We start from the raw sequence: 22,665 nt of genomic DNA, 5'->3' as shown, positions 1-22,665 counted from the left end.
AAGTGTTACTTTACTCTTAAAAAGCTTATTATAATTCTACCAGCGGTAGGTAGCACTGAGCGTGTATTGTTCTCCTCGCCCAGGCGTGCCGGGAATCTCTTCGAAAGCTTCATTCCAAAGATTGTCTGCTGCCAGCATAATATCTAGGCCTGTAAACTGTTCAGGTGATATTTTTACTGTAAGGTGTGTGAATAAAGCGTCGTCCTCACCGTTTCGTAGGGTGTTTTCTTGCTGTTTACGCCACTCGTTATCAATACGAACTTCAATCATATTAGCAGGACGCCAGATAATCCCTAAGGTTACGCGGTGGTCGGGGAAGTTCAATGCATAAAAGCTAGCATCGATATCAGCAGTGCCATAGTCTTCTGATTTATCAAGGAAGGTATAGCTGGTGATTATTTGTGCATTATCTAAACGTTTTATGGCAAGTAGCTCTAAGCCTAAAGTTTTTATATCGACCGAGTTTGCTGAGCGCGCAGAGCTTGAATTAAGGCTATACGTCCAATCGGTCAAATCATCATCTTGTCGATAAAAAATCGCAGAATCAAGACGCCAAGTGTCTCTTTCTAATGCCAAGCCTACTTCAAGGTTTTCAGTCTTTTCTCGCGCAAGATTATAGTTACTTCTGAATAAGCCACCGGTGTCACTGCCGCCAATAGCGGTATAACCAGGGACTTGGCTGGCTTGGGCATAAGAAAGATAGACCGTTTGAGAAGTATCGTCAGCATTTATTGTGTTCAAGCTTATATCGCCAATTAGTGACGTTTGTGAGCTATCGCGGTTGGTGTCGTCAAAAGCAGCGCCGAGACGATAAGTTAACTGTTGGTCATTGTTTAAATCCATCGTGTACTCAGGCAACACACTGACCTTATAATAATGACGAGAGGTAAAGTTATTTTCAAGCGTGGTTGATTTAATACCGTCTGCTATAAACTGCGCTGAATAATTAAGCGCAAAAGACGCAGTTTGGGCATGGCGACCAGACACGGCTACCGATTTAACATCAGTCTCGTGAAACGCTTCGAAAATATCAGGGTTTTCACGCGACAAAACATAATGCCCGTTGTGACGGCGGTAATAAGCGGAAACTTCAAAGGTGCTTTCTTGTGCGTAGAATTGTTTATGATTAAGTATTAATAGTCGCGCGTCTAGGTCCTCAGTTTCATTGAAATTAAAGGGTGTGTACATGTTTGGCCAACCAAAGAATTTTTCTTGGGTGCCAAAAAACAGGTCAGTTTGTGACTGCGGCCCAACTAGCTGAATACGACCAGAGGCCCGCTGAAAATCGTGGTCACCGTTGTCTATAGTGCCGTTGCTTTGGGAGCGTGAGAACTCACCTTCTAAACCGATAGTCCAATCGTTGACGTCACCTAGTGCCAAAACCACACCGCTGTAAATTCGCTGTAAATTAAAGTTGTTATTACCCGCGCCAATAGAAACGCTACCTGCGGTTTTTATGGGGATCCAGTCGCGAGAAACAGTGCCTACTGAGCTGTTAACACCGACAAGCGCGTTGTCTGCACCTGTTAGCACGTTCGCGTCACTAAGCATTTCTTGAGCAATAGGAATTTCCGCAAAATAATGCCCGGTTTGTGGGTCAAATAAGGTCGCGCTGCCTATTCTAAAGCCCGTATTTTCGAAAATACCGCCACGGATGGTCACATCGGCTTGCGCTTCTGCCATATTGCGCGACTGCAGGTCAACGCGTGGGTCGTATTCTAAATTTGAAACTAGTGAACCAAAGGTTCCCACAGGCTTATTGTTCGCAGTTGCTGAACCGGTAACCGTAATTTTCTCAATTTGACTTACTTCATTGCTATTGCCAGGCTCATCAATTGCCGATGAAAAAGTCGATACACTTAATAACAAAGCAGGCAGAGCGACTTGTACAACTCGAATCATGTTAATGTTCTCTTTTTACGCTGTTAGACCTATTAATACGAACGATTATTTTTCCGCTGCCTCACCCATCCATATGGGCAACCAGCATAAAACGTCATTCTCTATATTGGTGCTATCCAAAAGGGGGGGGTAATATATAGGAACAAGAATTTTATTGCCAATAATGACACTATTCTCGCCTATTGTGTTTATCATTTAGCCGCTTTCATTTAAATCTAACGCAAATCAGGCTCATTGTGCTCGACTATCTTTGTCTGCATACACACCGAGTCAAGGTAAAGATATTGAAAAATGAAACATTACTTGGTGAATTGGATGCTTACCGGTAGAGACGTATCGCTCAATACGCAACGGTGACAGGTTCAGATACTGCTAGTAGCAGCCACTGCTTACGACTACACTACGACATGGCGTGATGTAATCGATTTGCAAATAACGTACTTAATTAACTTTGGATTCTTCTCCCAAGTAGTGTAGGTTTCTATGTGGTCTATCATCATGTTGCTAATAAACGCGGCATGAAACAGCAAATTAAAAAGGAAACCCATGAATACACGTAAAAAGCTATTGCTAGGTGTGGTGTCGCTGATGGCGAGCATGTCACTCGTGCATGCAAATGAGGCTAACATTACCGCCTTCACCAACGCTGATCTGCTACCCATTACTAGCGCGCCAATAGAAGGCGGCACCATTGTGCTTAAAGACGGTAAAATTCACGCTATTGGCAAAGACATCGCTATTCCAAGTGGTGCGACCATTATTGACGCAACTGGTAAAGTCATCATGCCAGGTATTGTTGATACGCACAGCCACCTTGGCGCCGCTGGCGACATCAATGAGCGTTCAAAGAAAGTTAATCCAGAAATGCGTGTTCTAGACAGCTTCAACCCAGCCGACCCCCGCATTAAAGTAGCCCTTGCCGGCGGCATAACTGTCGCAAATGTGATGCCGGGCAGCGGCAATGTGATTGGCGGGCAAACTATATACATTAAGTTAGCAGGCGATACTGTAGAAGAAATGCTGATACCGGGCAGCATCGGCGGTATGAAATTTGCCAACGGCACTAATCCAAAGGGTGACAAAGCACCCAATACCCGCATGGCTACAGCAGCCATGGCCCGTGAAGCATTTTATAATGCCAAGACATATCAAGAAAAGAAAAAAGCCGCCGCCAAAAGTCGAAAAGTAGCACCGCCAGAATTTGATCTTGGCAATGAAGCCATGGTTGAAATTCTTGAAGGCAAAAGAATACTGCATTTTCACAGCCACCGCATGGATGATATTGTGACCGTGCTTAGGCTACAAAAAGAGTTTGGCTTTCGCCTTGTTATTCAACACGGCACTGAAAGCTATAAACTTGCTGACATGCTCGCAGGCTTAGAAGACGTTTATGTATCGCACATTCTAATTGATAGCCACGGGGGCAAGCACGAAACTATGGAGCTTCGCATTGATGGCGCGGCCACCCTTGAAAAAGCAGGCGTAAAACTAGCCTTGCACAGCGACGACGGTGTTATTGACAGCCGTTTTCTTATTCGCACAGCCGGCCTAGCAATGCGCGGCGGCCTGTCAAGAGAAGGCGCTCTAACGGCGCTCACCATTAACGGTGCACACATGCTTGATATAGCAGATCGTGTAGGGTCACTTGAAGTAGGAAAAGATGCAGACTTAGCTATTTTCGATGGCGACCCGCTGTCTGTATACTCAAACGTATTAGAAACGTGGATAAATGGAGAACAAGTGTATAACCGCAGTAATCCTAAACATAAACTCTTTGCCACCGGCGGCTATCGCATTAGCGATCGCTACCTTGCACTTGAAGGGGGAGAATAATTATGACTGTATTTAAAGCGATTATCGCGACACTCATTTTTGCCGCATGCGTTTCATTTGCCAGCGCGCAAACTTTTTATATTAAAGCGAACACGCTCTATACTAGCAGCAATGATGGCGTATTAAACAATGCTGTCATTGTGGTAAAAGATGGCAAAATCGATAAGGTAGGCACAAATATTGAAGTGCCATCTAACGCCACTGTTATTGAAGCTAAGGTAGTTACCCCAGGTTTAATAGACAGCCACACGGTAGTAGGTGTAAGCGGTGCATACAATGTTGATGCCGACCAAGACGCCTTTGAGAAGGTTGACAATATGGGCGCGGAATATCGCATTCTAGACAGCTTCAACCCCAATGAAACACTCATCGCACATGCTCGCAAGTTTGGTGTAACTACCATTCACGTAACGCCTCAACCCGCGGCGCCTGTTGGCGGCGTAACGGCACTGTTTAAAACATATGGACAAACCGCAGATCAAATGGCCCTGCGCACTGAAACGGCGATGATGTTCAACCTTGGCGAAGCGCCCAAGTATTTCTTCGGCGATAACATAGGTCCATCAACGCGTATGGCAACAGCGTCTTTAATTCGCGAGTCTTTATATAAAGCCAAAGCGTGGATACAAGAAGATAAAGATAAACGCAAACCCGACCTTGCAATGGAAGCATTGGCAAAAGTACTATCCGGTGACATAGATGCGATGTTCACTGCCCACAGAGACTATGATATAGCAACGGCCTTGCGCATCGCTAAGGAATTTGACTTAAAGCCTATTATTAATTACGGCACTGAAGGCTATCTTATGCGCGATACTCTTAAAGCAGCTGAAGCAACCATAATAACCGCACCTACGATGCAGCGCAGCTCACCCGGTCAAAAAGAGAACGCCTCGCTTGAAGCCACTCGATTTTTACAAGCCGCGAACATACCTTTTGTGTTTTCTAGCGGCTATGAAGGCTATGTCCCTAAAACACGTGTGTTGCTATGGGAAATGGCCATTGCCGTTGCAAATGGTTTAGATAGAGAAGCCGCTATTAATGCCGCTACTATTGTACCGGCTAAGCTTTGGGGTGTGAGTAAAAACATTGGTTCTATCGAAAAAGGTAAAGACGCCGACCTAGTGCTTTATGACGGTGACCCCTTTGAGTACATTAGCAAAGTTACCGGTGTGTATATTAACGGCGAGCGCGTGAGCGAAGGCGGCTAATAAATTACCGGCAAATGCTACCTACAATAGAGACATTCAACTGAGCCACCAAAAAAACGACTAATCTTTGTCTACTGTATCACTGAGTATAATTTACAAAGGTTTGCAATTATTACTACTATTTGTCCAATCTATTAATATACGTCACTTGCTCTTGGGTGCTTATGCAGCGATACATATGGCACTGCAAGACAAAATGATTAGCCGGTCTAAGTCTTGCAACACTCTCCTACTTAGATTAGCAACTATCACTTATTGCCTGAATATTAAACGTCAATGGAGAAATTCATGAAACCTAAGAACAATGAAACCTTACTAAATTTTATTGACGGCGATTTTGCTGCTAATCAATCGGGTAAAACCTTTGATGTATTTAATCCAGCTACAGGTGAATTACTTTACGTTGTAGAGGAAGCAGATAAGCATATTCGTGAAATAGCGATTGATAGTGCTAAAAGAGCGTTCAAATTATGGTCGCAAAGGCCTGCAGTTGAACGAAGTAGAATACTTTTGTGTGCGGTTTCAGAATTACGTAAACGCAATAACGAGCTAGCTCGCATAGAATGTCTTGATACTGGCAAACCGCTTCAGGAAACTACAGAAGTAGACGTTGCCACGGGGGCTGATGTGCTTGAGTTTTTTGCATGCCTCGCTCCTACGCAAACAGGACAGCAACAAAGCGTAGGCGATGACTTTTACTACACTCGCAAAGAGCCTTTAGGTATATGTGCTGGCATTGGTGCTTGGAATTATCCACTACAAATAGCGTGTTGGAAATCTGCCCCGGCGCTGGCAGCTGGTAATACCATGATTTTCAAACCATCAGAAAAAACCCCTCGTGGTGCAACGGAGCTAGCAAAAGTATTTATAGATGCGGGTGTTCCACCAGGCGTATTCAACGTTGTGCACGGAGAAGCCGAGGTTGGCGCCTGGCTTACCGGCCATAAGGACATTGCAAAAGTGTCTTTTACGGGGGAAGTTGGTACTGGCCGAAAAGTGATGGAAGGCTCCGCCAGCACACTTAAAGATGTAACGATGGAACTAGGCGGCAAATCGCCCCTGCTAGTGTTCGACGATGCAGACATAGAAGAAGCTATATCGGGGGCAATGCTTGGCAACTTTTATTCTCAAGGAGAGGTATGCACCAACTGTACACGGGTTTACGTGCATGACGCAATTTATGACACGTTTTTAGTGCGGCTAAAAGAGCGCACCGAACAAAATATAATAGCAGGCGATCCTCTCGATCTCAGCACAAATTTTGGTGCCATGATTTCAAAAGAACACCACGACTTGGTCATGGGCTACATACAAAAAGGCAAATTCGAGGGCGCTAAGCTTCTCACTGGAGGAGATTCGTTTTCTCCCGACAGCGCCCCAAAGGGCTATTTTATTCAGCCTACCGTGTTTATAGACTGCACAGACAACATGACAATTTGCCGCGAAGAAATATTTGGGCCAGTAATGAGTGTGCTGCGCTTTTATGATGAAGACGAGGTCATCCGTCGTGCTAACGACTCAGCAATGGGATTAGCAGCGGGCGTGATGAGCAAAGATATTCGGCGCGCGCATAGAGTTGCGCAACAACTACAAGCGGGGATCTGCTGGATAAACAGCTATGGCACCTCTCCAGCTGAAATGCCTGTTGGAGGCTTTAAAATGTCAGGTGTTGGTAGGGAAAATGGTATCGAAACGCTTGACCAATATACTCAAACTAAATCCGTCTATGTGGGCATGATAAAACTTGAAAGCCCGTTTTAAGGAGGCAATATATGAATACCTACGACTATATTATAATCGGTGCAGGCTCAGCAGGATGCGTTTTGGCAAATCGTTTAAGTAAAGACGAGAAAAACCGTGTGTTGTTGCTTGAAACCGGCGGCAGCGACAAGAGCATTTTCATTCAAATGCCAACGGCACTGTCCATTCCTATGAATAGCGACAAATATGCATGGCAGTTTCATTCTGAACCAGAACCTTACCTTGATAATCGTGAAATGCACTGTCCACGTGGCAAAGTATTAGGGGGTTCGTCTTCTATCAACGGCATGGTTTACGTGCGTGGCCATCCCAAAGACTTTGATGAGTGGGCGGCAAGTGGCGCTAAAAACTGGGGGTATCAACAGTGTTTACCGTATTTTAAACGCGCAGAAGACTGGTATTTAGGTCCTAACACTCACCGAGGCGGCGATGGCCCATTGGGCATAAATAACGGCAACGAGATGCAAAACCCATTGTACCGCGCGTTCATCAAAGCAGGAAGACAAGCAGGCTATCCTCTTACTGATGACTATAACGCAGGTCAGCAAGAGGGTTTTGGTCCAATGCATATGACGGTGAAAGATGGAAAACGTTGCTCAGCATCAAGCGCCTACTTAGACCCAATAAAAAACCGCAAAAACCTGACTATTTTGACCCACGTAAAGGTTCAAAAAGTACTTATTCAGGGCAAACGTGCAACAGGCTTGCGCTATCTAAAAGCTGGCGACATCCTAGAAGCTCATACAAACAACAAAGTTATATTAAGCGCAGGTTCTATCGGTTCGCCGCAGTTGCTGCAGCACTCAGGCATCGGCAATGCAGAGCATTTAAAGAGCGTGGGTATCAAACCAATGCATGATTTACCTGGCGTAGGTGAAAACTTGCAGGATCATCTTGAATTTTATTTTCAATACAAGTGCAAACAACCCATCACTATTAATGGCAAGTTGGATTTAATTTCAAAGGGAATTATTGGTGCAAAATGGCTCTTTTTCAAAAAAGGTTTGGGTGTAACTAACCACTTTGAATCTTGCGCTTTTATCCGCTCAAAGGCAGGTGTTGAATGGCCTGACATGCAGTATCACTTCATGCCTGCAGCTATTCGATATGACGGCAAAAAAGCCTTTGATGGCCATGGTTTTCAGGTGCATGTGGGGCACAATAAGCCTAAAAGCCGTGGCAGTGTGAAAGTAAAATCGTCAGACCCAGACCAGGCTCCTGCAATAAAGTTTAACTACCTCAAAGAACAGCAAGACATTGAAGGCTTCAGAGCTTGCGTAAGACTAACGCGTGAAATCGTTGCTCAAGATGCGTTTGATGAATACCGCGGTGGCGAAATTCAGCCCGGCGAGGAAGTCAAAACTGATGACGAAATTGACGCGTTTGTTCGCCAAGCAGTTGAGAGTGCCTACCATCCATCGTGCAGCTGCAAAATGGGTGAGGATGAAATGGCGGTTGTTGACTCCCAAACCAGAGTCAGAGGATTGGAAGGTCTGCACGTTGTCGATTCATCTATTTTCCCCACTATACCTAATGGCAACCTCAACGGTCCGACTATTATGCTCGCCGAAAAAGCGGCAGACATAATTTTAGGCAAGGCGCCATTAGCCGAAGAAGATGTAAGCGTAACGGTAGACCAAAATTGGAGATCGCAACAGCGTAGTGCAAACCTATAAGCTTTTATAGTTGATAAATTAAGAGGGAAAACGAATGCTTGGATGGTTAAGTGCAGGAATATTTCTTACTATGGTGGCCATTATTGCCATCATAGTTAAATGGGGACGTGTTCGCATGATTGGCGTATCCCCAGTTAAAACATTCACCTTTATTTCAATCCTCTTTACATCGGGTTTAGATGTGGGACTTATTATGTTCCCACTAACCGAGTTTCCAATGTATGCTGCTACAAGCGATAATCCTGAGTACAGTTTTACTAACCCCCTTGCGATAGAATTCGGCTTTTGGGGCTTTTTTATATGGAGCTTTTACTTCCTTACCTGTTTTTATTTTTGCGTGATTGAGCCAAAGGTAAAGTTCTTTGAAATAACGTGGGTCAAGGTTATTAACAATACGGTAATTATTGGCACTTGCGCATTTACAGCATTTTTACTTTTAAAAAACCTGCCATGGTATATCCCCAGCTTCGGGGATGGTGAAGCCATTGTGATTGAATATTATTTAATTGTTTTGGCCGCTATTGCCTTAGCCGTTTACAGCAGCACCGATATAAAATATGTCCGCATATTAAGCGTGACAACCACGTTAATGTTTTTGCTACTAATTGCGTTTATGTGGGGGGCGGCCTTTTTGTGGGGTGACAGCGAGGTGGCAGAATATTTCGAAGCAACACAAATGCTTGGCGGTTACTTTGCCAATATTCAGCATTTCCTATTTCCCATGAACGATTACCACGCTTTCTACCTGTTCTGGTGGTTTGCATGGTCAATTATGATTGGTCAATTCACGGCGCGTTTTGTGGGTGGTTTGAAAGCCTATCAGGTCTTGGCTGCTATGATGATATTTCCATCAATTCCTATTGGACTTTGGTTTGCGGTTTTATATCATTATCACGATGCAGGGCTTGACACCACCGGCATACGTAACGTAGCGATGGTGTTTGTAGGTATCGTTTTTGTGATTAATTCACTCGACTCGTTAATTCGTCTTTATACCGACAACTTGCATTTTACCACTAAGCGGCTCGGAAAATTGCAATACATTCTATATAACGTTATTGCACTGGCGGCATTAACGCTGTTATTTAAAATAGACTTTCTTAAAATACAATGGATAGGTGCTCTGGTCATAGGGCTTTTTTACTGTTGTCTGATTTACATCGTTTATCAGAAATGGCATGCGGTCACCAAAATAAGTGCTTCACCTAAAGAGAATAAGTTAGATTTTAAGAAAATCGATAGCATTCAATAGGAGTCATTATGTATAAATGTAATTTTGCACCAATAGCATCTGCACTGCTTTTGTGCAGCACAGCGGTGCAAGCAGATTGGTCAGGCACAATAACACTAGCATCTGACTATATGTTTAATGGTGTTAGTCAAACGAATAACGACCCGGCGCTGCAAGGAAGCGTAGATTATGTCGCCGACAATGGAATATACGCCGGCGTATGGACATCTAACGTTGATTATGGCGCTTCTGCCGACCGAGAAATAGACCCTTACGTGGGCCAATATATCCAGTTTACCGATACATGGGGAGTTGATTACGGCATTGCCTACTATTCTTATCATAGTGGTAATAATAGCAGTTCACTGAATTACCCAGAAATTTACGCTAAATTATCTCGTGTTGCTGATTTTGGCACGACGGGCTTTAACTTTTGGTATACGTGGGATTACTTTGGCACGGGTGCAGATCATGCTATAGGGATGTTAACCCATCGCTATTCGTTTCTAGAAAACCACGCGATTTTTGTCGGCATTGACTACTCAAAATCTCTCGATGAAGATAAGTACGCATGGGAAGCAAATGGCGATACATCTTATGTTCACTACAAACTAGCGTATCAAACTAGCTGGAATGGGTTTGCAATAGAGCTAAGCGCCGAGAATACCACACTTAATAACAATAACTTGGCCGATGAGCGGCTCGTTGCGATGGTTAGTCGCACATTTAACTTTTAACCATCTGCACAAAATCTAGGAGATACTGAAAACTAATCAACGTGCATATTCTGGGTGAAAATTGTAGTTGCTTGAGCTTTATGACGGGCGGTTTTGTGTTATAAATGGCCAATTTTTATCATAGTATATAACAGCTTACTACTTCATTTATCTGAAGCGTAATTTTGTCTATCAAAAGTGCGAGTATTTGCTTAACCTCATTCACATGAACGTCAATTTACGACGCTATTTCATTCACTAGGGATAAAACTTTGTTTACTAAATTTTGGCCTAAAGTCCGTCCTTTCGATAAACCAATTGTGGTTGTAGGCGGCGGTGCAGGTGGTCTCGAGTTAGTAACCAAACTGGGGCGATATTTTAAAGGCAGCGCGCAAAAAGTTATTCTTATTGATCAAAACAGAAAGCATGTTTGGAAGCCTTTGCTGCACGAAGTAGCGGCTGGCTCCTTAGATGCCGATATAGACGGCGTTGATTATTTATCGCACGCGTCAAAAAACAGCTTTACCTTTCTTTTAGGCCAAGTTGATGACTTAAATCAAGACCTTAAGCAAGTGTCTATTCAGCAGTTAAACGACTTAAAAGGAAAGAAGGTCGTTGGCGAAACCCGCGTTGCTTATTCAATACTCGTATTTGCTCTAGGCTCGGTTACCAACGATTTTGGCACTAAAGGCGTTAAAGAAAACTGTATATTTTTAGACACCTGTGAAAACGCAGAGCAGTTTCATACTGATTTACTCAACGCGTTTTTACGCATTCAGACCAACCCAAACATTAGCAAACTCAATATTGCCATTATTGGCGGCGGCGCAACGGGCGTTGAGTTGGCCGCTGAACTCGTCAAAACATCTGAGTTGTTGATAAGCTACGGTTACGACCACGTGTCTCAAAAACGCTTGAATATTAACTTAGTAGAGGCCTCAAATCGTATTCTTGGTCCACTGCCTGAACATGTCGCAAATAGCGCACTAGCAGAATTAAAAATCTTAGGCATAAATGTACATGTAAACACCGTTGTTACCGAAGTTACCAACAGTTACCTTCAGACCAAAGACGGCGCACAAATGGAAAGCCAACTAACCGTATGGGCCGCGGGCATTAAAGCACCTACTTTTTTACAAGGCATTGGCGGCCTTGAATCAGCTAAAAACAATCAACTTGTGGTGAATACATTTTTGCAAACCACCGAAGATGAAAACATTTTTGCGATTGGCGACTGCGCGGCCTGTATCACTCCTAAAGGTATAAAAGTGCCGCCGCGGGCGCAATCGGCGCATCAAATGGCTGACAATGCCTTGTTGAATATCATTGCCATATCGCTTAAGAAACCACTCAAAGAATATGAATACATAGACTATGGCTCGATTGTGTCGCTGTCGTCTTACACTTCGGTTGGTAATCTAATGGGCAGTATGAACAAACGCACTATGTTTATTGAAGGACGCTTAGCCAGAATTGTATACATAGCGCTTTATCGTATGCATCAAGTGGCCTTATTCGGCTTTTTTAAAACCTTTCTGATTATGCTGGTGGGCCGATTAAATAGAACATTAAGACCTAATCTAAAGTTACATTGATAGGATATCTGATGCTTTGAATTAGCCTTGAATTTCATGATGATTTTGACAATAAGGGCATCAGGAAAGTCTGCCTGTTTTATTTTACCCTTTATTTTGATTGGGCCGGCGTTTGCTTAGTCTTTTAATGCGCATCGAACAGCCTGCGCATCCTCAAACATAATAATAGAATTGCGCTAATGCGAACTAAGGATTTGCTTTAAGCCTTAGTTGATACTCAATGCAAGTTAGTTATGTAATGAGGCGACATTTAGTTTGAAAAATACCAATAATAAAATTTGGCTATTGCAAACGAGCGCCGCTTACAGCATAAATTGTGTAGGAACAAGCAGCCGATTATTTACACCCACTTACCTACTCTGGAGCTACGAAGAGCTTCCCGCCAAAGCACCCATTATTTGCCCCACAAAATTACACGGCCGGTGACTTGCATCAAGCTGTGGCTGAATAATTCCCCATGCAGTTTTGCATGCGCCTGTTGACCCTGGACAGCAAAATATAACCGTTTTGTTAGCAATACCTGCTAAAGCCCTAGACTGAATAGTTGAGCTACCAATTTCAGCAAAAGATTTTGCTCTAAATAGCTCACCAAAGCCTTCAATTTGCTTATCAAACAGTACCGACAATGCCTCTGGGGTAGAATCTCGCTTGGTAAAGCCAGTACCTCCAGTCACCAAAATGGCATGAATGCTAGCGGATGCAATCCATGCCGACACTTGCGCCCTAAGCAGGTAAATATCGTCAATTACTATTTGCTTATCGGCCACGACGTGCCCCGCCGCAGTAAGCGCTTTATCAAAATAATGCCCGCTGGTATCAGTTTTTTCAGTGCGACTGTCTGACACTGTCAATACAGCAACATTGAGTGGCTCAAAAGTAGGATTGGCGTTAGTAGCCATGCATAGCGCTCTCGTTAAAACTTTCCTAGCATTGTAGCAGACCACTTAAGTATAATAAATAAAGCGCAGGTATAAACCAAAAGCGCGGTGTTTCGATAGCTACAAAATGGCAAAAGAACTTAAATAAAGCTGAAAAGGGCTGAAAAACTGAGTTTATGAAAAATACACTCAACAACAAAATATTTAGAATGCTGGCAGACCTAATCCTTGTCACCACCATAGTGCTGCTTGCAGTAGTGTGGAACAGCACGAGTAAGAGCATTATTGGTAACTGAACTGAGCAATTAGCGTTAGCACAAACGCTTGTGATGCTAGAACTCGCTAACAGACAGCAGGCCCTAGAATAATGGCATAGCAAGCGCCTTCCCCTTAGGCGATGTCTACCTTCAATCATTAAAAAACATTTTTGCGCTTGATATTTCAGTACTCGTACAAACCGATAGACCTTAGACGACTTTGGCACAGGGTTACCATATTAGTCGCCCAATAGGTACCCAAGAACTTGCAACATGAATTAAGCACAATCACACTATTGTATTAATGCATTAATTTAGCTCCCTTGCCTTAGCCAATTGGCTACCCTTTTAAACAAAATTAATGCTAAACTTTAATCAAGTATTTTAATCTTAATCCCTCGGCTAACATTTAATACACAGCACAATCGCGACTACAGCGACATTTATACTTGCATTTGTTGGCTTGAAAGTAGAGCTTTGAAGAGAACACTTTATGATCACTCCCGTTATTCTAGCAGGCGGCACCGGCAGCCGTTTATGGCCAAAATCGCGTGCAGCATTACCCAAGCAATTTTTATCACTCACCAGTGAGCATACTATGCTACAAGACACCATTACACGCTTACCCAGCGAAAGTATGAATCCGCCTATGCTCATATGCAATGAGGATCATCGCTTTTTAGCCGCTGAACAGTTGCGTACCATCAATATTAAAAATGCCAGCATAGTGCTTGAACCAGTTGGCCGAAACACCGCCCCCGCTATTGCGGTTGCCGCCATGCTGGCAACTCAAAATGGCGACGATCCACTGTTGCTAGTCCTTGCAGCAGACCATCTGATAAGCCAGCACCAAGCTTTTGCAAAGGCCATAGCAAGTGCCCAAACACTAGCACTAGCTGGCAAATTAGTGACCTTTGGCATTGTCCCTACACAGGCTCATACGGGCTACGGCTATATAAAAGCCGGCAGCGCCGTAAATGATATTGGTTTTGAGGTGGCTGAATTTGTTGAAAAACCAAATGCAGAAACCGCCCAAACGTATCTAGATGGCAAACAACACTTTTGGAATAGCGGTATGTTTTTATTTAAAGCCAGCGTTTATCTGCAAGAGTTAAGAAAATACAACCCTAGTATTTATACAGCTTGCGAGCGCGCCATTGCTACCACCGAAGCCGACTTAGATTTTATTAGAATAAACAAAGAAGCGTTTGAGTCGTGCCCAAGCGATTCCATCGATTATGCGGTTATGGAAAAAACCAAAAGTGCGTGTATGGTGGCCTTAGATGCCGGCTGGAGCGACGTAGGCTCATGGAGTTCGCTGTGGGAAACTCACGAACAAAAGGATGAACACGGCAACGCTTGTATCGGTGACATTATGTTAGAAGGCGTGACTAACAGCTACATAAACGCTGAACAGCGCCTAATATCCGTTATTGGGCTTGACGATGTGGTAATAGTAGAGACAAAAGATGCGGTGTTAGTGGCGAATCGTCATAAAGTGCAAGACATTAAAAATGTTGTCAATAAGCTCAAAGCCCAACATAGAAGCGAATTTGAATTTCACCGTGAAGTGTTCAGGCCATGGGGCAGCTACGATTCTATTGATAGCGGCGATCGCTATCAGGTTAAACGCATTAGTGTAAAACCGGGCGAAAAACTGTCGTTGCAAATGCACCATCATCGCGCTGAACACTGGATTGTAGTGTCAGGAACTGCCAAAGTGACGATTGGTGAAGAAACGCAGTTACTCACCGAAAATGAGTCAGTATATATTCCCATTGGTGCTATACACGCGCTTGAAAACCCAGGTAAAATCTCTCTAGAATTGATTGAAGTCCAGTCTGGTGGTTACTTAGGAGAAGATGATATTGTACGTCTCGCTGATAAATACGGACGCGTTAAGTAACTAGACTATTTTCAAAGATACTTTATTGCCCGCTATTTGCTGACCCTTAATCCAGCAGGCCTTTGTGTATATGTTTTCATCAAGCAGCACAAAGTCAGCTCTATATCCGGCTTTAAGGTGTCCAAATCCTGTCAGGTTCAAAAAATTAGCCGGCGCGCAGCTTGCCATATTGAGGACATTTCCTAAAATGTCGTTTTGCACGCCGGTGGGTAGTGTGTTTTGCTGATCTTTTTTAGGGCTGATCGCCAGACGGCGTTGGACTAGTAGCTTATACATATTCCTAACCGAGCCGCTCATGTCTAAACAAGAGCCCGCTAAATTGCCGTCATTTAAACTTAGTTTATCACCCACTTTAGTAATGGTAGAGTTAAGCCATGGCAGTGTCTGTAAATCGGAACCAACATGGGCCATTGCATCTGTTACCAGCATGAGCCGCTGGGGCCCAATACACTGATATGCTAGCGCACAGTTTTGTGCGTGCACATGCTGCAAGTCGACAATAAGACCACAGCTTACGCGAGGGTCGCTCAGCGCCGCTGATATCATCCCCGGATTACGCGCGGTAAGACCCGACATGGCGTTAAACAAATGCGTAAAACCCCGCGCGCCCGCATCAATAGCTGCTATTGTGGTGTCTAAACTGGCACCTGAATGGCCTAATGACACCACCACACCGTGGCTGACTAAGTCACGAATAACATCAGTTGGCACGCTCTCTGGCGCCAGCGTTACCAAGACCTTACCGGTGTCTTTTCGGGTGAACGTGGCTAAATCGGTGTCGCTAAGCGGCCTTATCTGCTCAGATGAGTGAATACCCTTTTTCTCAAGGCTTAAGTTTGGGCCTTCGTAATGAATTCCCACAATACCCGGCATCGACTCAGCCACAGCATGCGCTATGGCATGAGCGGCTTTTTGCATGGTCTGACTACTGTCTGTAATTAAGGTAGGCAGCATTGCCGTGGTGCCATATTGAGCATGACCTTGCACCATTTTACGAAGCGCTGCTTGACTTTGATCATGGTTAAACAAAACCCCACCACCGCCGTTCACTTGGGTGTCGATAAAACCCGCGCATACCAGACCCTTAAGCACAGCGCTAGGTTTCAGTGTGCTGTTAACAGCGCTAGTAATACTGCCAATAAGGCCGTTTTCGACACTTAGATGCATATTGTTATGCAGGCTTTCACCGTCGAAGAGATGCTGGACTAAATACGTTTTCATTGAATCGCTTATTGGGCTTGAATAGCTTACAGTATGAGTATTTAATTCAATCATAAGTTTGGTACTAAGTAAACTGTACAAGCGTTTGAACCTGCAGATTACGGCTGTATAAGCTGTCAGCAATCGCGGTATTTATGATGCTAAAAAAACAACCACTAAAAATTAGCGATCTAAAAAGAGAAAATATCACTTTAAATAGTGAAATGAATAATCCATTCACATTGATATAAGAGCACTATGATACCACTTGTATTTCATCCCATTTACAGTCAGTTACCGCTACCGCCAAAACATCGTTTCCCGATTGAAAAATATCAAGGTATTAAAGACCAACTGCTCGCAAATGGTGTGTCCGAAAATGCTTTTTTAACACCAGAAGCTATACCACTAGAAGATTTAAAAGTGGCCCATAGCGCCAAGTACGTTGATAGCTTCATAGATGGTACTATTTCCCAGAAGGCCATTAGGCGATTAGGCATGCCATGGTCGCAGCAGTTCGTTAAACGAACATTACACGCGGTGGGCGGCACCGTATTAACCAGCAAATTAGCCCTTGAGCATGGCCTTGCCTTGAATTTAACCGGCGGCTACCACCATGCATTCTCCGATTTCGGTTCAGGCTTTTGCGTCTTTAATGACATTGTGTTAAGTGCTACACACATGCTAAAACAAGAGGGAATCGACAAGGTGCTTACCTTCGACTGCGACGTTCATCAAGGTGATGGCACCGCCCTGTTAGCAAGTGGAAATGATGCAATTTATACCGTTTCTTTGCACTGTGAGAAAAACTTCCCCGCGCGTAAGCAGCATTCAGATCTCGATTTCCCGCTCGAAAGAGGCATGACTGATGACGAGTATTTGTATACGGTAGAATGCGCTCTACAGTTAGCGTTCAATTCAGCCTCGCCCGACGCGGTCATATACGACGCTGGGGTTGATATTCACGAGTCTGACGATTTAGGCTATTTAAATATCACCACTAAAGGCGTATTTGAGCGCGACAAACTAGTATTTGATGCATGTAAGCGCCATGGTGTGCCGGTAGCCGCTGTGATTGGCGGTGGTTACCAGCGAAACATTGACGATTTGGTCAATGTACACTTGCAGCTTTACCGCGCTGCTGGCGTGGTAAAATAGCAGGCGTCACGCATCGCCTAATCAATTTGATTGCAAGCTCAGATGTTTCACTCTATACTGGTGTATATAAATACAGTGGTTTGACTGATTAGTATCAGTTTACACCAATAGCGAGTTATAACCATATGCATCTTAGCGCTGCTTATCAGCACCAAAAAGAGTTTGTAGAGAGCTTGTCGCTAGCCCAACGCGAGCGCTTAGCTTTCATCGACTTCAATCTACAGTTTTTTGGTAAAATATCGCGCAGCGACTTAATTAATCGTTTTAAAACCGGCTTGGCCGCCAGCACACGCGATTTTGCCGCCTACCGCGAAATTGCACAGGCAAATTTAACACTCGACCATTCAACCAAGCAATACTGGCGCACTTATCACTTTGAGCCTATTTTTCAATTTTCTACAGAGGCTATTTTGCAGTCGGTGAGCAAAGGTTTTAGTGACGGCATTACCGCTGCTATTCAGCCTTCAGCGCAGTGTTTTGAGGCGATTCAGTTAATTCATCCAAACATACATATTATTGCCGCGCTAATGCGCTCAATTCATCGTCAGGAGGCCTGCCAAGTCAGGTATGTATCTATTAGTTCTGGTGAAAGTTCACGCGTTATTGTACCGCATGCCATTATAAATAATGGCCACCGGTGGCATGTTCGCGCATTTGACGAAAAATCTAGCGCCTTTCGCGACTTCGTCTGTACACGCTTTACACAAGTGAATACTACCCCAAATCAGGCCACTGTAAACCAACGCGCCAAGTGCGACGAACAATTTAATAAGCCAGTAACACTGGTGTTAATGGTGCATCCTGGCATTACGCAACCGCAGGCTATTGAAATGGATTACGCAATGCAAAATGGCGAAAAAATAATGCAAGTGCGCGCCGCATTAGCGGCCTATGTCTTAAGACACTGGCAGGTGGATTGCTCTTTTAAGCACCGAATACTCAATCAAGGCTGTCAATTAGCCTTAAAAAATCACGAGGTCCTTGATAGTATTGATAATCCTCAATTGGCGCCTGGGTTCACCGCAAAAAAGTGAACTACCTGCCCTTGCTAAGGTCCAAAAAGAATAGATTTTAGTGATAACGACCTATAAACTTTACAAGCAAAGCAACGATTGCTTACAATCACGTCGAGGCAAATATGCGAAACAATGGTTCTGATAGTTCTACTAATAGTCCTTTGGACACATTTTCAATTACACATTCTAAAATCCCACCTAACGAATATCCAAAAGATTTGTCCACTACAGATGCAGATTTTATCAATGGCACAAATGAGCCTCATAAAATTTATGAAAGCACGCAGGAAGATGTTTCAGATAAAAATACAATTACCGCTGAGCAAGGTTTCAATGAAGCAGTAATTAATCTGCTTGTTTTACTGTATCAAATCGATGGGAAAGTCACTTTAACTGAACAAGATTTGTTCGACGAAATTATTGCTACCCTGAACTGGCATAGCGGGGTTTCAATTTCAGCGTTCATAAACGGTGCTATTCACCAAGCAAGGGTCGCGATTGATCAGCTCAAAGCCCGTGAATATTTGTTTAAATTAGGCACAGGACTTAATTACAATCCGGCTCAAGCACTTGAATATGCTATGGATATTACCGAAATAGACGGTAAACGAAGCGAAGAAGAAATTGAATTACTCGCCTTACTTTCAAATAGAGTATTAGCCCGAGGCTTAGTAGAATAGTGCATCGTGTAAAGCGATAAGTGTTTTTTACTTTGTAAATTACTCAAATTCCCCTACTATATGTGCACACAAAAACAATAAAGTAATGGATCTAGTTCACATTATGCAAAGCACGAAAAAACCTATTATTTTGGCTATTTCTGGCGCTTCAGGCTCGGGTAAGTCTCTTTTCACACAAAACCTACAGCTCACGCTAGAAAAGCACGGCCAGCCCGTGCTCGTGCTGCAAGAAGACCACTATTATAAAACCCAAGACCATGTTCCGATGGAGCAACGCATCACCACCAACTATGACCATCCTGATGCCTTTGAACATGATTTATTATCCCAACACCTTCAAGATTTAAGCAACAGCAAAAGTATCGACTACCCTAGCTATTGCTACAAGACCCACACTCGCCTTAAAAAGGCGCAAAAAGTAGAGCCCTCTCCTATTATTATTATTGAAGGTATCATGCTGCTCACGCAGATACAGCTTTTCGACCATTTCGATTTTAAAGTATTTGTTGATACTCCCTTAGACGTGTGTTTAATGCGCAGAATGCTGCGCGACACACAAGAGCGTGGTCGTTCGCTAACCTCGGTTGCCACCCAGTACGAGCAGACCGTAAAGCCGATGTATCATAAGTTTATTCGTCCCAGCAAAAACTTTGCTGACTTAATTGTGCCTCACGGCGGCGAGAACTTCTTAGCAGTGGATGTGTTAAGCGCATATTTATTCAAACAACGAAATGGAAATACGCTTGATGATTAGCTTCCTTGGAATAATTTTTATATTTGCCGTTGGTTTTGCCTTAAGTAGTGCAAGAACGCGCATAAATTGGCGTACAGTGGGCGGTGCATTTGCCCTGCAGGCCCTAATTGGCGGCTTTGTTCTGTATACAAGCGTAGGCGTTGAAGTGTTAAATGGCATCACCACCTTTGTACAAAACATCATTGACTATGGAAAAGCAGGCACTAGCTTTCTATTTGGTCCCTTGAGTGACTTGTCACGGGCTGAGAACATAGGCTTTATATTCGCCTTTCAGGTACTCCCAGTCATTATATTTTTCTCTGCTTTAATATCGGTGCTCTACCATCTTGGCATTATGAGTATCATTATTAAAATAATTGGGGGCGGGTTGAAAAAGCTATTAGGCACAAGTAGCCCTGAATCTATGTCTGCTGCAGCGAATATTTTCGTAGGACAAACCGAGGCGCCCCTTATTGTAAAACCATTTATTCCCACCATGACTCGATCTGAGTTGTTTGCACTAATGGTGGGTGGATTAGCCTCAGTGGCTGGCTCAATTATGGCTGGCTATGCTAGTTTAGGAATAGACCTTAAGTATCTTATCGCGGCAAGCTTCATGGCCGCGCCTGCGGGTTTAATGATGGCCAAGATTTTAGAGCCTGAAGTAGCCGAACCAAATCAAACCTTGAGCGATTTAAAAACCGATGCTGAAACCTACGCTAACATATTTGACGCCGCGGCAAGTGGCGCAGCTTCAGGTCTTAAACTAGCGGTTAACGTGGGCGCTATGCTGCTAGCCTTTATCGCATTAATCGCTATGTTTAACGGCATCATTGGTTATTTTGGCGGATTATTTGGGGCACAAGATCTTACCTTACAAGCTATCTTAGGCTATTTATTTCAGCCGGTTGCATGGCTAATTGGCATTCCATGGGCAGAAGCCAATTTAGCTGGTAGCTTTATTGGCCAAAAAGTAGTGGTAAATGAATTTGTCGCCTATCTTGATTTTGTGAAGTATAAAGACGAATTGTCTATATCGTCGCAGGCCATTATTACCTTCGCACTATGCGGTTTTGCCAATTTGTCTTCTATTGCCATTTTAATGGGCGGTATTGGGGCAATGGCACCAAAACGCAGGCCCGAAATAGCCCGTCTTGGCTTAAAAGCAGTGTTGGCGGCTACTTTAGCCAACCTAATGAGTGCTGCGCTAGCCGGCATATTCTTGTCACTAGCCTGACTATAAAGCACGCGTTGTTGTAGTATGCGCGCTTTATGACATGACAAGAGCATTTATTAAAAGAGTATAAAAAGAGAGATTTATGGAATTAAAGGCTGTTGATTATCAATCCCCTACTGCCGCAGAAGACTTTGTTGAGTCCTTAAGACAAACAGGTTTTGGGGTGCTGAAAAATCACCCAATATCCAAGCAGCAAGTCAGCAATATTTACACTCACTGGCAGGCGTTTTTTAATTCGCAACACAAGGCGGACTTTACCTACAATAAAGGTACACAAGACGGTTTTTTCCCGCAGTCGGTGTCTGAAATTGCCAAAGGCTTTAAGAGGAAAGACATTAAGGAGTATTATCACTACTATCCATGGGGACAATGTCCAGCAGAGCTTAAGTCTGAAATTGATAAATACTATCAAGATACCTTAAGTCTAGCCGAGCATTTATTAAACTGGATAGAGCAAGAATCTCCTGAAAGTGTCAGCAAAAACTTTCGTGAGCCCTTGTCTAATATGATCATCAATAGCGGCCAAACTTTATTGAGAATACTTCACTATCCACCTTTGGCAGGCGATGAAGAGCCTGATGCTATCCGTGCGGCGGCGCATGAAGATATTAATTTAATTACTATTTTACCCGCAGCAAATGAGCCAGGCCTTCAAGTTAAAGCCAAAGATGGTACGTGGCTAGAAGTGCCCAGTGATTTTGGTAATTTAATTGTGAATATTGGCGACATGCTGCAAGAGGCTTCTGGTCATTATTTTCCATCAACAACTCATCGTGTCGTCAACCCCAAAGGTGCTGACGCCACAAAAGCGCGGATTTCGCTACCCTTGTTTTTGCATCCTAGGCCTGACGTTGTATTATCAGACAACTACACCGCCGATGCTTATTTGAAGGAACGACTGCGAGAGTTGGGTGTTGTTTAAACCCCCAATTTGTCCATAATAGCGCAAAGCTTTTGCTGTTCACTGCGCTATTTTCAGACTCAAATAGCACTCTACCCTAGCGTATAAGCTCTCACTGCCCCTGTATGGCCTAGTCCTTGCAGGGTTATTTTACTGGCTTTATTAAGCGAGTAGAGCTGCGCAAATAATAAAGTTAAGGTGGCTAGAGCATCGTCTAGTGAATTATGCGCGGGTGTAGAAGCTAGCTCATAACGGCCTCTTGATTGCCCTAGCGTCACCTCGCCATTAGGCACAAAACCATGTTTTTTCTCTACCACATACACTTCTAGCAACATGGTGTCGATGGTAGTAATGGTAACGGGTTCAAGCTCAAGCAGTTTCCACAGCTTACTCAGCACAGCGACATCAAGCGCGGCGTTATGAAACACCCAAACATGGCTTTGTGCATATTGCTGTAGCTGCGCTATTTGCGCCTTAACATGCTGGCCTTTCGCAATTTCATCGGCCACTAGGCCGTGTATTACTGGGCTTTGCTTCAAATCGCCGCTGGCTCGCACCACCTGATAATAAGCGCTCGACAAGTCTACATCAAAGCCTATACCTTGCACCCAGCCAATAGACGTTACTTTAGCCAGCTTTGTATTTAAGTCGGTAAGTTCTAAATCTAGCGCTAACATAGGCAGCTCGCTACAGAACATATTTTTAAAACGCTCTGCACTAGGCGGCGGCCTTCGCAGTATAGTAGTAAAGACCCGCACTATTTTGTCAATCATA

18 protein-coding genes are annotated in these 22,665 nt (G+C 43.8%); 14 read left to right on the top strand and 4 right to left on the bottom strand.

Translation table 11 applies throughout. The features are described 5' to 3' along the window. Positions 1-36: 36 nt before the first annotated feature. Positions 37-1,902, bottom strand: coding sequence for a TonB-dependent receptor plug domain-containing protein (locus BAE46_RS11415; RefSeq protein WP_070112876.1), 1,866 nt, complete (start codon positions 1,900-1,902; stop codon positions 37-39). A gap of 546 nt (positions 1,903-2,448) precedes the next feature. Here BAE46_RS11415 and BAE46_RS11410 point away from each other — a divergent pair. The 7 genes from BAE46_RS11410 (at position 2,449) to BAE46_RS11380 (ending at position 11,925) form a co-directional block, all read left to right on the top strand. Next, entirely contained in the window at positions 2,449-3,735 is a 1,287-nt protein-coding gene (locus tag BAE46_RS11410) for an amidohydrolase family protein (protein ID WP_040520013.1), read from the top strand. A gap of 2 nt (positions 3,736-3,737) precedes the next feature. After that, entirely contained in the window at positions 3,738-4,946 is a 1,209-nt protein-coding gene (locus BAE46_RS11405; protein ID WP_070112874.1) for an amidohydrolase family protein, read from the top strand. Positions 4,947-5,234: 288 nt separating this feature from the next. Continuing rightward, positions 5,235-6,707, top strand: coding sequence for a betaine-aldehyde dehydrogenase (betB, locus tag BAE46_RS11400; RefSeq protein ID WP_070112872.1), 1,473 nt, complete (start codon positions 5,235-5,237; stop codon positions 6,705-6,707). 11 nt (positions 6,708-6,718) lie between these two features. Beyond that, positions 6,719-8,383 (top strand): choline dehydrogenase, encoded by a 1,665-nt coding sequence (betA, locus tag BAE46_RS11395; protein WP_070112870.1) that lies wholly within the window; start codon positions 6,719-6,721, stop codon positions 8,381-8,383. A gap of 34 nt (positions 8,384-8,417) precedes the next feature. Next, on the top strand, positions 8,418-9,635 hold the full coding sequence (locus BAE46_RS11390) for a BCCT family transporter (RefSeq protein ID WP_070112868.1): 1,218 nt from the start codon (positions 8,418-8,420) through the stop codon (positions 9,633-9,635). An 8-nt stretch (positions 9,636-9,643) separates the two neighbouring features. Next, on the top strand, positions 9,644-10,351 hold the full coding sequence (locus BAE46_RS11385) for a TorF family putative porin (protein ID WP_006002912.1): 708 nt from the start codon (positions 9,644-9,646) through the stop codon (positions 10,349-10,351). A 251-nt stretch (positions 10,352-10,602) separates the two neighbouring features. Then, positions 10,603-11,925: an NAD(P)/FAD-dependent oxidoreductase gene (locus tag BAE46_RS11380; protein ID WP_070112866.1), complete on the top strand. Its 1,323-nt coding sequence runs from the start codon at positions 10,603-10,605 to the stop codon at positions 11,923-11,925. A gap of 365 nt (positions 11,926-12,290) precedes the next feature. Here BAE46_RS11380 and moaB read toward each other — a convergent pair whose 3' ends face one another. Beyond that, positions 12,291-12,824 carry a molybdenum cofactor biosynthesis protein B gene (gene moaB, locus BAE46_RS11375; RefSeq protein WP_070112864.1) on the bottom strand — a complete coding sequence of 178 codons (534 nt, stop codon included), beginning with the start codon at positions 12,822-12,824 and terminating at the stop codon, positions 12,291-12,293. Positions 12,825-13,556: 732 nt separating this feature from the next. On the opposite strand from moaB, the gene BAE46_RS11370 reads away from it, so the two are divergent. Continuing rightward, entirely contained in the window at positions 13,557-14,966 is a 1,410-nt protein-coding gene (locus BAE46_RS11370; protein WP_070112893.1) for a mannose-1-phosphate guanylyltransferase/mannose-6-phosphate isomerase, read from the top strand. On the opposite strand, the gene BAE46_RS11365 is transcribed toward BAE46_RS11370, so the two are convergent. Then, positions 14,967-16,187, bottom strand: a complete 1,221-nt coding sequence (locus BAE46_RS11365) for an N-acetylglucosamine-6-phosphate deacetylase (protein ID WP_040520017.1) — start codon at positions 16,185-16,187, stop codon at positions 14,967-14,969. Between the two features lie 237 nt (positions 16,188-16,424). On the opposite strand from BAE46_RS11365, the gene BAE46_RS11360 reads away from it, so the two are divergent. The 6 genes from BAE46_RS11360 to BAE46_RS11335 all read left to right on the top strand — a co-directional run bounded on the left by BAE46_RS11360 (position 16,425) and on the right by BAE46_RS11335 (position 21,912). Continuing rightward, a complete protein-coding gene (locus tag BAE46_RS11360; RefSeq protein WP_006002922.1) occupies positions 16,425-17,324 on the top strand; it encodes a histone deacetylase family protein in 900 nt (299 codons plus the stop codon). A gap of 125 nt (positions 17,325-17,449) precedes the next feature. After that, on the top strand, positions 17,450-18,358 hold the full coding sequence (locus BAE46_RS11355) for a WYL domain-containing protein (RefSeq protein WP_006002925.1): 909 nt from the start codon (positions 17,450-17,452) through the stop codon (positions 18,356-18,358). Positions 18,359-18,462: 104 nt separating this feature from the next. Then, entirely contained in the window at positions 18,463-19,020 is a 558-nt protein-coding gene (locus tag BAE46_RS11350) for a hypothetical protein (RefSeq protein WP_244885012.1), read from the top strand. A 103-nt stretch (positions 19,021-19,123) separates the two neighbouring features. Continuing rightward, positions 19,124-19,774, top strand: a complete 651-nt coding sequence (gene udk / locus BAE46_RS11345) for a uridine kinase (RefSeq protein ID WP_006002929.1) — start codon at positions 19,124-19,126, stop codon at positions 19,772-19,774. Beyond that, the gene (locus BAE46_RS11340) at positions 19,767-20,990 is read left to right on the top strand and encodes a NupC/NupG family nucleoside CNT transporter (RefSeq protein WP_006002930.1); all 1,224 of its coding nucleotides are present in this window, start codon (positions 19,767-19,769) and stop codon (positions 20,988-20,990) included. The genes udk and BAE46_RS11340 overlap by 8 nt, the downstream gene beginning before the upstream one ends. 82 nt (positions 20,991-21,072) lie before the next feature. Further along, a complete protein-coding gene (locus tag BAE46_RS11335; protein WP_006002932.1) occupies positions 21,073-21,912 on the top strand; it encodes a 2OG-Fe(II) oxygenase family protein in 840 nt (279 codons plus the stop codon). A 71-nt stretch (positions 21,913-21,983) separates the two neighbouring features. Here BAE46_RS11335 and BAE46_RS11330 read toward each other — a convergent pair whose 3' ends face one another. After that, positions 21,984-22,664: a 3'-5' exonuclease gene (locus tag BAE46_RS11330; RefSeq protein WP_006002934.1), complete on the bottom strand. Its 681-nt coding sequence runs from the start codon at positions 22,662-22,664 to the stop codon at positions 21,984-21,986. Between the last annotated feature and the right edge of the window lies 1 nt (position 22,665).

Origin of the sequence: Glaciecola punicea (assembly GCF_001756615.1) — a bacterium.
Lineage (GTDB): Bacteria > Pseudomonadota > Gammaproteobacteria > Enterobacterales > Alteromonadaceae > Glaciecola > Glaciecola punicea.
The sequence above is the reverse complement of the archived record's forward strand: the minus strand, read 5'-3'. Positions and strand labels throughout refer to the sequence as shown.